Source organism: Synechococcus sp. RS9909 (genome assembly GCF_014279595.1).
Taxonomy (GTDB): domain Bacteria; phylum Cyanobacteriota; class Cyanobacteriia; order PCC-6307; family Cyanobiaceae; genus Synechococcus_C.
This window is the reverse complement of record NZ_CP047943.1, coordinates 96,615-110,332: the sequence shown is the minus strand read 5'-3', so window position 1 is coordinate 110,332 and position 13,718 is coordinate 96,615. Positions and strand designations below refer to the sequence as shown.

The 13,718-nt window shown below is 64.0% G+C and carries 12 protein-coding genes; 6 read left to right on the top strand and 6 right to left on the bottom strand.

The genetic code is table 11. The features are described 5' to 3' along the window. Positions 1-100: 100 nt before the first annotated feature. The 5 genes from bioA to SynRS9909_RS00545 all read left to right on the top strand — a co-directional run bounded on the left by bioA (position 101) and on the right by SynRS9909_RS00545 (position 7,533). Positions 101-1,375 carry an adenosylmethionine--8-amino-7-oxononanoate transaminase gene (gene bioA / locus SynRS9909_RS00565; protein ID WP_007101024.1) on the top strand — a complete coding sequence of 425 codons (1,275 nt, stop codon included), beginning with the start codon at positions 101-103 and terminating at the stop codon, positions 1,373-1,375. Between the two features lie 50 nt (positions 1,376-1,425). Beyond that, positions 1,426-2,010: a hypothetical protein gene (locus SynRS9909_RS00560; protein ID WP_007101025.1), complete on the top strand. Its 585-nt coding sequence runs from the start codon at positions 1,426-1,428 to the stop codon at positions 2,008-2,010. A 102-nt stretch (positions 2,011-2,112) separates the two neighbouring features. Further along, entirely contained in the window at positions 2,113-3,246 is a 1,134-nt protein-coding gene (locus tag SynRS9909_RS00555; protein WP_007101026.1) for an efflux RND transporter periplasmic adaptor subunit, read from the top strand. A gap of 7 nt (positions 3,247-3,253) precedes the next feature. Then, positions 3,254-6,541 (top strand): efflux RND transporter permease subunit, encoded by a 3,288-nt coding sequence (locus tag SynRS9909_RS00550; protein ID WP_007101027.1) that lies wholly within the window; start codon positions 3,254-3,256, stop codon positions 6,539-6,541. Next, positions 6,538-7,533, top strand: coding sequence for an alpha/beta fold hydrolase (locus SynRS9909_RS00545; protein ID WP_007101028.1), 996 nt, complete (start codon positions 6,538-6,540; stop codon positions 7,531-7,533). Before SynRS9909_RS00550 ends, SynRS9909_RS00545 begins: the two co-directional genes overlap by 4 nt. Here the strand turns inward: SynRS9909_RS00545 and SynRS9909_RS00540 are convergent. Both SynRS9909_RS00540 and mgtE read right to left on the bottom strand, forming a co-directional pair. Further along, the gene (locus tag SynRS9909_RS00540; RefSeq protein ID WP_038000963.1) at positions 7,518-8,531 is read right to left on the bottom strand and encodes an RpoD/SigA family RNA polymerase sigma factor; all 1,014 of its coding nucleotides are present in this window, start codon (positions 8,529-8,531) and stop codon (positions 7,518-7,520) included. The two genes, SynRS9909_RS00545 and SynRS9909_RS00540, sit on opposite strands and share 16 nt — an antisense overlap. 121 nt (positions 8,532-8,652) lie before the next feature. Then, a complete protein-coding gene (gene mgtE / locus SynRS9909_RS00535) occupies positions 8,653-10,068 on the bottom strand; it encodes a magnesium transporter (protein ID WP_007101030.1) in 1,416 nt (471 codons plus the stop codon). Between the two features lie 49 nt (positions 10,069-10,117). Between mgtE and SynRS9909_RS00530 the strand changes: the two genes are divergently transcribed. Further along, the gene (locus SynRS9909_RS00530; protein ID WP_007101031.1) at positions 10,118-10,597 is read left to right on the top strand and encodes a glutathione peroxidase; all 480 of its coding nucleotides are present in this window, start codon (positions 10,118-10,120) and stop codon (positions 10,595-10,597) included. Here the strand turns inward: SynRS9909_RS00530 and SynRS9909_RS00525 are convergent. From SynRS9909_RS00525 to gyrB, 4 genes are read right to left on the bottom strand one after another with little or no spacing between them, the layout of a single operon-like run. Next, complete coding sequence (locus SynRS9909_RS00525; protein WP_007101032.1) at positions 10,563-10,976, bottom strand: CrcB family protein; 414 nt, start codon at positions 10,974-10,976, stop codon at positions 10,563-10,565. The two genes, SynRS9909_RS00530 and SynRS9909_RS00525, sit on opposite strands and share 35 nt — an antisense overlap. After that, positions 10,973-11,389 (bottom strand): CrcB family protein, encoded by a 417-nt coding sequence (locus SynRS9909_RS00520; RefSeq protein ID WP_007101033.1) that lies wholly within the window; start codon positions 11,387-11,389, stop codon positions 10,973-10,975. The genes SynRS9909_RS00525 and SynRS9909_RS00520 overlap by 4 nt, the downstream gene beginning before the upstream one ends. Further along, the gene (locus tag SynRS9909_RS00515) at positions 11,382-11,720 is read right to left on the bottom strand and encodes a hypothetical protein (protein ID WP_038000964.1); all 339 of its coding nucleotides are present in this window, start codon (positions 11,718-11,720) and stop codon (positions 11,382-11,384) included. The genes SynRS9909_RS00520 and SynRS9909_RS00515 overlap by 8 nt, the downstream gene beginning before the upstream one ends. After that, positions 11,720-13,687: a DNA topoisomerase (ATP-hydrolyzing) subunit B gene (gyrB, locus tag SynRS9909_RS00510; RefSeq protein ID WP_186593770.1), complete on the bottom strand. Its 1,968-nt coding sequence runs from the start codon at positions 13,685-13,687 to the stop codon at positions 11,720-11,722. Before gyrB ends, SynRS9909_RS00515 begins: the two co-directional genes overlap by 1 nt. Positions 13,688-13,718 lie beyond the last annotated feature (31 nt).

Genomic DNA, 13,718 nt, shown 5'->3' with positions numbered 1-13,718 from the left:
AAGGACGCAACAGCACCGATCAGAGCAGTTGAGCCCGGACCCATGACCACGTTGTGCCGCTGCCTGCGCGCGCTGGCAGCCGGGGCGCGAAGCTGAGGCGATGGCCTGGCACCCCCATCTCTGGCACCCCACCACCCAGGTGGCTCTGCACCCCGAACCTCTGCGGGTGCGCGCCGCCCGGGGCTGCCTGCTCAGCCTCGAGGACGGGCGCGAACTGATCGACGCCATCAGTAGCTGGTGGGTCACCCTGCACGGCCATGGCGAACCGAGCATCGCCGCCGCCATCGCCCGCCAGGCCGAACAGCTGGAACAGGTGATCTTCGCCAATTTCAGCCATGCGCCCGCGGAGCAGCTGGCCACACGCCTGGCGGCCCACACCGGCCTGCAGCGGATGTTTTTCTCCGACAACGGCTCCACGGCCGTGGAGGTGGCGCTCAAGATCGCCTGGCAGTGGTGGCGAAACCAGGGCAGCGAGCGGCGTCAGCTGATCGCGTTTGAAGGGGCATATCACGGCGACACCTTCGGGGCGATGGCCCTGGGCGATCGCTCCGTCTTCACCGACCCCTACGACAGCCTGCTCTTCGACGTTCGCCGCCTTCCCTGGCCGCACACCCACTGGGGCGACAGCAGCGTTGAGGCTCGGGAGCGGGAGGCGCTGGCTGCCCTCGACCAGGCCCTGGAGACGCCAACGGCAGCGCTGATTCTGGAACCGCTGATCCAGGGTGCCTCCGGCATGCGCCTGGTGCGCCCCGCTTTTCTCCAAGCCGTGCAGGCCCGCGTGCAGGACAGGGGCGCCCTTCTGATCGCCGATGAAGTGATGACGGGGTTCGGACGCACCGGCGCCCTGTTCGCCAGCGCCCTGGCCGGACTCGAACCCGATCTGATCGCTCTGTCGAAGGGGCTCACCGGCGGCTTCCTGCCGATGGGCGCGACGATGGCGAGCGAACGGCTCTATCAGGGGTTCATCAGCCGGGAACCGAGCCACACCTTTTTCCACGGCCACAGCTTCACGGCCAATCCGCTCGGGTGTGCCGCCGCCCTCGCCAGCCTCGATCAGCTCGAAGCCAACCCTGAGGCCTACAGCGGCTTCGAATCCAGGCACCGGCGGCATCTGGAGCGACTGCAGACGCTCAACGGCGTGGCGCGGGTGCGCTGCCTGGGCACGATGGCGGCGTTCGAGCTGGCGATCGGCGCCACCGATTACCTCAACCCGATCGGCCGCCAGCTGCAGCACCAAGCCCTTCAGCGAGGTGTGTATCTGCGCCCCCTCGGCAATGTGGTGTATCTGCTGCCGCCGCTTTGCATCAGCGACAGCCAGCTAGAACGCTGTTATGCAGCGATTGCCTCAGGCCTTGCCGCTTTGGGTTGTGCCTGAGCCATCCAACCTGGCTACTGTCCATCCGATCTGTTGCACCACGATTCACGATGCACCTGAGCAGGCTTCTCGCTGCCGGCAGCAGCGCCGCCCTGGCCCTGACGGCTTTCAGCCCCACCGTTGGCCATGCCAACCCTCAGGTGCAGGTGTTTGACAACACGATCACAGTGAAGGAGGTGGAACAGGCCCAGAAAGCCTGGTGCAATGCGCTGATCGCCATCAGCAACAGCTTCTATGTGGAGGGTGAAGCTGCAGCCCGCACCAAGGCCGGCACCATCATTGATGTGGCCTATGGCTATGCGATCGGGCCCGTGGCCTTCAAGCCCACCCTGGCCACCGGTCAGGACACCTTCCGCCCAACCCGCGCCGGCGCCCTCGCCTATTTCGTTGGACCCGACAGCGCCTTCCCCATCGGCAAGGGATTCGCCACCTACCGCCGCTGGAAATCCTGCACAGTGAACGACAACGTTGTGCAGCTGTTCGGCAAAACCGCCAACACGATGGGGTTCGTGACCCTCACCGACGACAAGGGCGTCACCACCACGGTGGAGAAAACCTGGACCTTCTACAAAACCGAGAAGGGCGACATCCGCATCGTGCTGCACCACTCCTCAGCTCCGGTCGATGCGCGTTGAACGCGCGGGCCGCAACCAACCTGTGGCATCGCCAGGAGTGGCAGACACAAACGATCAAGCCCGAGAAAACCCGGTAACGTCCACACAGATTTTCTTTTGCACGTGAGAGGTCCTCTGGCCTGCACCGCGATCGCGGCGACGTTGCTGGTGGGCTGCAGCAAACCGAAGCAACCGGCTCAACAGTTTCTGACCGTGAAAACGGCTCAGATCAACGAGGCCACCTTCAATCCCAGCATTGAAGCCATCAGCATGCTGGAGTCCACCACCAATGTGGCCCTGCGGCCGGAAACCGACGGCCGGGTGGTGAAGATCATCGCCACCGAAGGCCAACGCGTGAAAGCAGGCCAGCCGATCCTGGTGCTCGACAACGTGCAACAGAGCGCTGCCCTCAATGCGGCCCGCGCCCAGGCCCGCACCGACAAACTCAACGCCGAACGCTACGAGTTCCTCTACAAGCAAGGTGCGGCTTCAGCCAAGACCCGCGACCAGTACGCCACCCAGGCGATCGCCTCCCGCGATCAGGCCCTCGCCAGCGCCGCCAACCTGGGATACAAATACGTGCGGTCGCCGATCGATGGAGTCGTGGGAGACCTCGACACGGTGAAACTGGGTGATTACGTCAAAACAGGTCAGGCGATCACCGGCATCGTCGACAACTCCACCCTGTGGACGTTGATGCAGATCCCGGCCACCCAGGCCGGTCGGGTGAAGGTGGGGCAAACGGTGAGCGTGAGTTCCCAGACGACCCCACCGATCACCGGCGAAGGCAGCGTCACCTTCATCTCCCCCTATTTCGGCATTTCAGGCAGCAAGCAATCGCCGAACACCCTGATGGTGAAGGCCACCTTCCCAAACCTCACCGGCCAGTTGAAGACCGGCCAGTTTGTGAAGAGTCAGATCATCACCGGCCAGACCCAGGCGTTGGCTGTGCCGGTGCAGGCGGTGTTCATGCAGGCGCAGCAACCCTTCGTGTATGTGGTGGTGCCCCTGAGCAAAGCGCTACCGAAAATCAAGGCCTCCACGGTGATCCCGGCAGCGAGCAAGAAGAAACTGGAAAGCCTTCCCACCAGCACGCCGATCGTGGTGCAGAAAGCGGTGCAACTGGGCACGCTGCAGAACAATCTCTACCCGATCCAATCCGGCCTCAATCGCGGCGAAACGGTGGTGGTCAGCAACACCGCCTTGCTGAGCAATGGCATGCCGGTGAAGCTCGCCAGCAAGAGTGGGAGCAACTGAAACCGACATGGCGTTTTCCGATAATTTCATCAAGCGGCCGGTTCTCACCACCGTCTGCAGCATCCTGATCGTGCTGATGGGGGTGATCGCGATCCCCACCCTGCCGATCGCCAACCTGCCCAATATCGCCCCGCCCCTGATCCAGGTGACGGCGAACTACGGCGGTGCCAATTCCCTGGTCACGGAACAGGCAGTGACCAACCCGATTGAGCAGCAGATCAACGGTGTTCCTGGCGCCTCCTACATCTCCTCCACCAGCAACATGGAGGGGCAGAGCATCATTCAGGTCTATTTCGATGAGACCACCGACATCGACATCGATCAGGTGAATGTGCAGAACCGCGTGTCGCTGGCGATGCCGCAGCTGCCCGCCCAGGTGTCTGCTACTGGCGTGTCGGTGCAGCAGAGCACCCCATCAATCCTGCTGGCCTATCAGGTGTCGTCAACCCAGGGGCAGTTTGATGCTGCCTATCTGAACGGCCTGGTATACGAACAGCTCTACTACCCCCTGGGGCGGGTGGAAGGAGTTGCCAATGTGAACATCCTCGGTGGCAGCAATCCCGCCTACTGGTTGTTTGTCGATCCCGACAAGCTGGCTGCCAACAAGCTCACGGCCCAGGAGGTGGTGGATGCGGTGCAGGCGCAGAACACAACGGCCATCGGTGGTCTGGTGGGTGGCCCTCCGGCGGCGGGCAATCAGGCTTACACCTATCCGTTGCTGGTGCAGAACAACGGCAATCTGATCTCGATCGACGATTTCAACAATCTGATCGTGGGTCGCTCCCCCACCGGCAACCTGCTGCTGCTCAAGGACGTGGGTGAGGTGCAATACGGCTTCAACAACTACACCACGGCTGCGATCAACACATCGAACTACGACACGATCACCGTGGCCGTGTTCCAGACCCCGGAAAGCAATGCGCTGGATGTGGCCGATGCGGTGGTGAAGGAGATGACCTCCTTCGCGGCCACCGTGCCACCGGGTGTCACGGTGCAGCAGGTTTACAACATCGGTCAGTTCATTGAATCGTCGGTGGAAGGGGTGATCGATGCCCTCGGCCTGGCGATTGTGCTGGTGCTTCTGATTCTGTTCATCTTCCTGCAGAACTGGCGCGCCACGGTGGTGCCCAGCCTGGCGATCCCGATCTCCCTGATCGGCACCTTCGCTTTCATCAAGGTGTTCGGCTTCTCGATCAACCAACTCACCCTGCTCGGCCTCGTGCTCGCCACCGGCCTGGTGGTGGACGACGCGATCGTGGTGATCGAAGCGGTGTCTAAAAACATTGAAGCGGGCCTGCGGCCCCGGCAAGCGGCGCTCGCCTGCATGGGTGAACTGTTCGGCGCCCTGGTGGCCACGGCCCTGGTGTTGATGGCGGTGTTCGTTCCTGTGGCCTTCTATCCGGGCAGCATCGGCATCATCTACCAGCAGTTCGCCCTCACGATCGCCTTCTCGATTGCGATCTCCGCCTTCAACGCCCTCACCTTCTCGCCGATGCTCTCGGGCCTGATCCTTAAAGGTGGCGAACAGAAGGAGCCGAAAGGCTGGGCCTGGCCCGTCGCAGGCGTGATCGTGGGTCTGGCCTTCGGTCGTTTCAGCTCCGCATCGTTCGGCAGCTGGACCTACGTGCTCGGCGTGGTGGTGGGTGGCTTGGCCGGCGCCAATCTCCCCCTGATCTTTCGGGTGTTCAACCGGTTCTTCGATCGCTTGCAGAACGGCTATGCCCGCCTGGTGACCAACCTGATCAAGGCCCGGCGCTGGGTGATGGTGGCCCTGGGCAGCGGCATCGTGCTCACGGTGCTCGCCTTCGCGGCCCTGCCCCAGGCCTTCATCCCCGACGAAGACCAGGGCTACATCCTCGGCATCTATCAGCTGCAGAACGGCGCCTCCCTGAGCCAGACCCAGGCGATGGGCAAGGAGATCGCCGCCATCCTCAAGGAGGAAGACGATGTGCTCTCCGCGGCCGTCATCAGCGGTTATGGCTTCAACGGCTCCAGCCCCGACCAGGGCACGATCATGGTGGGTCTCAAGCCCCTGAGTGAGCGGCCCGGCCAGAAGAACAGCTCCTTCGCGATCGCCGATCGGCTCAACGCCAAGCTGTCGCAACTGAGCGGTGGCATGGCCGTGATCGGCCAACCGCCGCCGGTGCCGGGGTTCTCAGCCCAGGGTGGCTTCTACTTCCAGTTCAATGATCTGAGCGGCGATTACACCTTCAACCAGCTCAATGATCAGGCCCAGAAACTGATCAAGGCGGGTAAAGCCAGCGGTGAATTCTCCTCGCTCTACAGCCAGTTCATCCCCAGCGCTCCCGCCTTCGGCCTCAAGGTGGATCGGGCCGTGATGGGGGCCCTCAACGTCGACTACCAGGAGGCGATGGACACCATCGCCACCCTGGCCGGCGGCACCTACACCGGCCTCACCTACGAAAACGGCCAGGTTCGCAACGTGTATGTGCAATCGGGCGCCGATCAGCGCTCCCAGGTGGAGAACATCCTCAATTACTACGTGAAGAACAAGGATGGCGATCTGGTGCAGGTGTCCCAGTTCGCGGAAGCGGAGCTCGACAGCGCACCGCCGATCATCAGCCACTACAACCTCTACCGCACGGTGCTGGTGCAGGGCGCCCAGGCCATCGGCAAGAGTTCCGGTCAGGCCCTCACAGCGATCCAGACCCTGTTCAAGCAGCTGGATTTCAACAACATCGGCTACGCCTTCACCGGTCTGGCGGCCCTGCAGCTCTCCGCCGGCAGCGCCAGCATCCTCGTGTTCGGTCTCGGCATCCTGATCGTGTATCTCGTGCTCTCCGCCCAATACGAGAGCTACGTGACGCCGGTGATCATCCTGATGACCGTCCCTCTGGCCATGCTCGGAGCGCTTGGCTTCCTTGCCTTGCGTTCGATCGATCTGAATGTGTATGCCCAGGTGGGCCTGGTCACCCTGATCGGTCTGGCCGCCAAGAACGGCATCCTGATCGTGGAAGTGGCCGAGCAGCATCTGGACTCAGGCATGAGCGCCAGTGAAGCGGTGATCGCGTCGGCCGAATCGAGGCTGCGGCCGATCCTGATGACGGCAATCGCCGCCCTCGCCGGTTTCCTCCCCCTGGTGGTGGCCAACGGCGCCGGCGCCCAGAGCCAGCAATCGCTCGGCACCGTGATCTTCGGCGGCCTGGTGGTGGCAACGATCCTCTCGCTCGGGGTGGTGCCCCCCTTCTATGTGGTGATCAAGGGGCTGGAGGAGCGCCTGTTCGGCAAGGGTGACGCGGAAGGCGACGCCGCTCCCTCCGACAGCCCGGCATGAGCGGCCTCTGGCGCTGGCCCCGCCCGCAGGGACAGGGACCTGAGCTGGAGGTGAGCTGGACGGGCGGTCATAACGCGCCTGATGCCGCTGAACCCAACGCTGTTGAGCCCGGCGACAAGCTGCCAGCTGTGGTGTTGATCCATGGCTTCGGCGCCTGCAAGGAGCACTGGCGCCACACCCTGCCCGCGCTTGGGGCTCACCTGCCCACCTACGCGCTCGACCTGGTGGGGTTCGGCGCCAGCAGCCAGCCGCGGGCACGGCTCGCCGATGAAGCAGCGGATGATCCCGCAAACGAGGCGATCCACTACGGCTTCGAGCTCTGGGGGGCCCAGGTGGCCGCGTTCTGCCGGGAGATCGTGGGCCGGCCGGTGCTGCTCGTGGGCAATTCGATCGGCGGCGTCGTGGCCCTGCGAGCGGCCCAGCTGCTGAACGCGGATGCGGGGCCGAGCCCATGCTGCGGCCTGGTGTTGATCGACTGTGCCCAGCGGCTGATGGACGACAAACAACTGAGCCGGCAGCCAGCCTGGATGGCCTGGATCCGGCCGCTGCTGAAGACGATGGTGCGGCAGCGCTGGCTGAGCACGGCCCTGTTCCGCAACGCCGCCCGACCGGCACTGATCCGGCAGGTGCTGCGGCAGGCCTACCCCAGCGGCGCCCATGTGGATGACGAGCTGGTGCAACTGCTCTACAAACCCAGCCGCCGACCAGGCGCCGCCGAAGCGTTTCGCGGTTTCATCAACCTGTTTGATGACTATCTCGCCCCGGCTCTCCTGGCCGATCTGGCTCTGCCGGTGCATCTGATCTGGGGTGAAGCCGATCCGTGGGAGCCGGTGGCGGAAGCCCGGGCCTGGGCTGGGCGTTTCCCCTGCATTCGTTCGCTTCAGATCCTTCCCGGCGTTGGTCACTGCCCCCACGACGAAGCGCCGGAGCTGGTGAATCCGCTGCTCCTCGCCATCGCCAAGCAAACCAGCCGCACTCAGCAGGCGATGTAGGCCTCCACCTGATCACTGAGGCGACGCAGACCGGCCAGACCATCGCGCTCCAGATTGCGGACGCGATCGCGGCTGATGCCGATGACGCGCCCAATCCCGGTGAGGCTCATCGGCTCTTCGCCGTCCATCCCATACCGCATCCGCAACACACGCCGTTGCAGATCCGGCAGTTGTTCCAACAGATCCCGCAGGTCGCCCTTCAGGCACTCCACCTCCACCTGCTCCTCCGGCAATTCACCATCACCCGCCAGGAGCTCCAGCAATTCAGTGTCATCCCCATCCCCCACCTTCATCTCCAGGCTCACCGGTTGACGTGCCCGGCACATCAGGTCTTTCACCTCCTCCTCCGGCAGTTCCACAAACCCCGCCAGTTCCGTCACCGTTGGTGTGCGCCCCAGCTCCTGGCTCAGTTCTCGCTGCCCTTTCTTCAGTTTGTTGAGCATCTCGGTGATATGGATCGGCAGCCGAATCGTGCGGCTCTTCTCCGCTATCGCCCTCGTGATCCCCTGCCGGATCCACCAATACGCATACGTGCTGAACTTGTAGCCCCGCGTTGGGTCGAATTTCTCCACTCCCCGCACCAGGCCGATCGTTCCCTCCTGGATCAGGTCCAGCAGTTCCATATTCCGCTTGGTGTATTTCTTGGCCACACTCACCACCAAGCGCAGATTCGCCGCCACCATCCGCTCCTTGGCGCGGCGGCCCGCCTGCAGCTTCCGCTTCAGTTGCAGCGCACTCAACCCCGCCGCTGTCGCCAGCTCCGCTGCCGGCACCGCCTCACCACCGCGCTGATCGCGCAGCTCAGCCTCCAGTGCCTCCAGCTCCATCAGCTCCTGCACCTGGCGACCCAACGTGATCTCCTGCTGATGGCTCAGCAACGGCACACGACCGATGTCCCGCAGGTAGGAGCGCACCAGATCGACGTCACCAGTCGGACGAGATGGAACCGCGGAAACAGTTTTGGGGGTGGCGGCTCTGGGGGGCGGGGAGACGGCCATGTCTGCTCCTTTGCGTTATGTGAACCCTACACCTGAAGAAGTGTGAAGCCTCTCTCAGGAATGCAAGCCAGGCCTGTTTTGAGTGGAATTACCTAGACCCGCCAGCTTTGAGGAGGCAGCGTCAGGTCGCCAGAGTCGGCAGGCGCTCCAGCAGCCAGGCGGCCGTGCGCAGATAGATGAACACCCCGGCCACATCGGTGGCGGTGGTGATGAAGGGTGCCGACATCAGGGCCGGATCGAGGCCCATGCGGTTGAACAGCAGCGGTAGCGCCGCCCCGGCCGTTGCCGCCAGGGTGGTGATCGCCATCAGGCTGATGCCCACGGCCGCACCCACCAGGGGGCCCTCGCCCCGCCACCAGGCGAAGGGCACTACCACCACAAGCATCAGCAATCCAAGCAGGGCACCGGCGATCGCCTCCCGACCCACCGCCTTCAGCGGTCCGAGGGCCTGAATCCGCTGGGTGCTGAGGCCGCGGATCACCACCGTGGAGCTCTGGGCACCGACGTTGCCACCGGTGCCGATCAGCAAAGGGATGAAGGCGGCCAGCATCACCACCTGCTTGAGCACCCCATCGTTCATGGCGATCACCTGGGTGGTGAAGCCATTGGCCACCACCAACACCGCCAGCCACACCACCCGGCGCCGGGCGACGGTGAAGAGATTGCTCTGAAAATAATCGTCCTCATCCCCGGCCTGCACAGCACCGGCGGCGTAGATGTCGCGGGTGGCCTCCTGCTCGATCACGTCGATCACGTCATCAACGGTGACGATCCCCACCAGCCGCTGCTCCCGATCCACCACCGGCACGGCGAGGAAGTCGTACCGCTGAATCGCCCGCGCCACCTCCTCCTGGTCGGTGTCAGTGCTCACGCTCACCACATCGCGGGTCATCACATCGCCGATGCGATCCTCCGGATCAGCGGTGACCAGATCGCGCAGCGACAGGATGCCGGTGAGGCGACGCTGGCCATCGGTCACATAGAGGCTGTAGATCGTTTCGGTGTCGCGGGCGCGGCGGCGCACGATCGTGAGGGCCTGGGCAGCGCTGTGGAATTCCTTGAGGTCGATGAATTCCGTCGTCATCAGACGCCCGGCGGTTTCCGGCGCATACCCGAGGAGTTGGGCGGTGACCCGCCGTTCCGACGGGCTCAACTCGGCCAGCAAGCGGCGCACCACCTTGGCGGGCAGCTCATCAAACAGACGCACCCGGTCATCGGGTGACATCTCCTCCACCAGTTCCAGCACTTCACCGGAGCGCAGGCGTTCCAACAGGCTCTGCTGCACGGCCGGGTCGAGATATTCGTACACCTCGATCGCCTCGTCCTTGCTGAGCAAACGAAAGGCGAGGGCCTGGAGGGTGCGGGGCAGGCTGCCGATCGCTTCGGCGATATCCACCGGCTGCACCGGCTCCAGCAGCATCTTGACGGCGTCGTAATTGCCTGTGGCGAGCATCGCCTCGAGCTGTTGCGCCACCACGGCCGCCACGTCAGCGGCTGTGACGCTTGCCGATGCCGCCCCCCCTTTGGCCTCATCCATCGGCATCCGTCAGGGCGTGCTTAGTGTATGGCCGCCCCACTCAAGAACGATGAGCGTGAACGTGAGCGCCGTGACCGTGCGCGCCGCCGATGGCAGCGAGAAGAGCCTCGGCGACTACAGCGGCCAGGTGCTGCTGATCGTGAATGTGGCCAGCCGCTGCGGCTTCACCAAGCAATACGCCGGCCTGCAGGCTCTGCAGGACGCCTACGGCTCCAAAGGTTTGCAGGTGCTCGGCTTCCCCTGCAACGACTTCGGCGCCCAGGAGCCGGGCACGCTGGATGAGATCAAGAGCTTCTGCTCCACCACCTACGGCGCCAGCTTCGAGCTGTTCGACAAGGTGCACGCGACGGGCAGCACCACCGAGCCCTACACCAGCCTCAACCAGACCAACCCCGCCGGCGATGTGGCCTGGAATTTCGAAAAATTCCTCGTGGGCAAAGACGGCACGGTGATCGGCCGCTTCAAGAGCGGCGTCACCCCCGAGGATCCTGAGCTCAAAGCGGCGATCGAGACTGCCCTGGCCGCCTGATCCGCCCGACTCCGAATCCCACGGCGGCGGCACCCAGACCCAGGCCCAGCGTCAGCGCCAGCAGGCCGAGCGCTGACGCCCAGTCGCCCTGAGCGATCAGGGCGACGCTGTTCACCATCCAGCTACTGAAGGTGGTGAGCGAACCACAGAAACCGATCCCCACCAGCAGCTGCCAACGGGGCGGCACGCGGCGACCGACCATCCAGCCCAGGATCAAGGCGCCGAGCACATTCACGAGCACGTCCTTGTCGTGCAGGTGCACCCCCACCTGCCAGCGCAACAGAGCGCCGGGGACGGCTCCGATCGCCACCAGCAGCAGCTCCTCCAGTTCGGCTCGAAGGGAGAGCTGGCGCTGCTGCGCCTGCGGATCCGCCGTCATGCCGCCCCCTCCGCCAGGCCGAGGCCATAACCGAGCCCGGCCACCAGCAGACCACCCACGATCGAGCCCACGCCGAGCAGCAGCGCTTCCGCCCAGTGGCGCTGGCGCAGGGTGTTGAGCAATTCCACCGCAAAGGTGGAGAAGGTGCTGAGGCTGCCGAAAAAACCAACGGCAATCAGCAGCATCAGGGGCGAGGCCCCAGCGGCAGCGGGCTGGCAGCGACCACTCGTCTGCAGACCGAGCACCAGGCCGAGGGCAAAAGCGGCGATCAGATTCACCGTGAAGGTGCCCCAGTGCTTGCGGGGCACGATCGGCTCGAAGTGGTTCACCACCCGCAGGCGCAACCAGGCACCGGGAATGGCGCCGAGCCCCACCAACAACGCCTGACCCGGCAGGAGCAACGATTCAGCCATGCAACCAACCCCGTTGGGGTTGAGCCTCCACAGGCATCGCTGCGGTGCGAGCCACCTGCACCTGAATCCATTCCTGGCCATTATCGGCGCGCCAACGACGCAGCAGCTGCAGGGGCGTGCCGAGCTCCAGACGGCGCAGTGTTGGTGCGGCCACACGGGGCGACCCCTGGAGCAGGGCATCAGCTCCACTGAGCAGAGGCCCACCCGCTTCGCGGCGACGCACCTCCGGCTGACGCCGATCCGCACCGCCAGCGGGCAGGGCGGCCGGGGCGAGCAGGGCCACAGCCAGCAGCCAGCTCCAACGCAACAGGGAGGTCAGCGCCATCGGCATCAGATGTCGAGCTTGGCCATGTCGAGTTCGGCGCTGTGGGTTTCGATGAATTCCCGCCGCGGCGCCACTTTGTCGCCCATCAGAATCGTGAAGATGCGATCGGCCTCAAGGGCATCTTCGATCTCCACACGCTTCATCAAGCGGGTGGTGGGATCCATGGTGGTCTCCCAGAGCTGTTTGGGCATCATTTCACCGAGGCCCTTGAAGCGCTGGATGTTGTAGTTGGCCTTCTCACCGAAACCGGCGAGCGTGGTCTGCAGATCCTGCTCGTTGTAGCAATAGGTGTGGTTCTTACCGCGCTCCACTTTGTAGAGCGGCGGGCAGGCGATGTAGATGAAACCGCCTTCCACCAGTTCCTTCTGGTAACGATAGAAAAAGGTAAGCAGCAGGGTGCGGATGTGGGCGCCATCCACATCGGCGTCGGTCATGATCACCACCCGGTGGTAACGCAGGTTTTTGGCGTCAAAATCCTCACCCTTGATCCCCAGGCCCAGGGCCGTGATCAAGGCCTGAATCTCAGTGTTTTTGTAGATACGGGCGTCGTCAGTTTTCTCGATATTGAGAATCTTGCCGCGCAGGGGAAGGATCGCCTGGAAGCGGCGATCGCGGCCCTGCTTGGCGGAGCCACCGGCCGAATCGCCCTCCACGATGTAGATCTCGGATTCAGCCGGATCGCGGGAGCTGCAATCGGCCAGCTTGCCGGGGAGGGTGGAGCTCTCCAGCACGCTCTTGCGGCGCACCAGTTCGCGGGCGCGGCGGGCGGCCTCCGCCGCATTGAAGGCCTGGATCGCTTTCTCGAGGATCATGTCGATCACCGAGGGGTTGAATTCCAGGTATTGGCTCAGGGCCTCACCCACCAGACTGTCAACGATGCCGCGCACCTCGGTGTTACCGAGCTTGGTCTTGGTTTGGCCTTCAAATTCCGGTTCGGGCACCTTCACCGACAGCACGGCGGTGAGGCCCTCACGGATGTTCTCTCCCGCCAGATTGGAATCGGATTCCTTCCGTTTGCCGCGCTTCTTGGCGAAGGCATTGAGAGTGCGGGTCAGCACCGTTTTCAAGCCTTCGATATGGGTGCCGCCATCCACAGTGCGAATGTTGTTGGCGAAGCCGAGAATGCTGTCGGAGTAGGCATCCACGCACCATTGCAGGGCCGCCTCCACCTGAACGCCGTCTTTCTCGGCATTCACATAGATAATTTCGGGATGGAGCGGATCCTTCTCCGCATTCATATAAGCGACGTATTCCTTGATACCGCCTTCGTAGAAGTACACCTCCTCATGGGCGTCACCTTCGGCGTTGAGGGCGCTCTCCCGCTCATCGCGGAAGACGATGCGCACACCACCGTTGAGGTAAGCCAGCTCGCGCAGGCGCGCCGAAAGGGTGGCGTAATCAAAAACGATGCCGCCGGTGAAAATCTCCAGATCCGGCTTGAAGCAGACGCTGGTGCCGGTGCGGCCCTTCTCCTCGACCGGCTGGGGCGCGGAGGCGAGGCTGCCGATCGGGGCACCACGCTCAAAGCGCTGACGATGCACCTGCCCCTGGCGACGCACAGTGACCTCCACCCATTCGGAGAGGGCATTGACCACCGAAACGCCCACACCATGCAGGCCGCCGGACACCTTGTAGCCACCGGCCCCAAACTTGCCACCGGCGTGGAGCACGGTGAGCACGGTTTCGAGGGCGCTCTTACCGGTGCGGGGGTGAATGTCGGTGGGGATGCCGCGGCCGTTATCGGTGACGGAAGCGGAACCGTCGTCGCCGAGCACCACCTCAATCTCGGAGCAGTGGCCGGCGAGGGCCTCATCCACCGAGTTGTCCACCACCTCGTACACCAGGTGGTGCAAACCGCGCGGACCCGTGGTGCCGATGTACATGCCCGGGCGCTTGCGCACCGGCTCCAGGCCTTCCAGCACCTGGATCTGCTCGGCTCCGTAGGCGGCCTGAACTTTTGAGGCTTCGCTCATGCGTTCGTCGTGTGCCGGGCCTCCTGTCAGG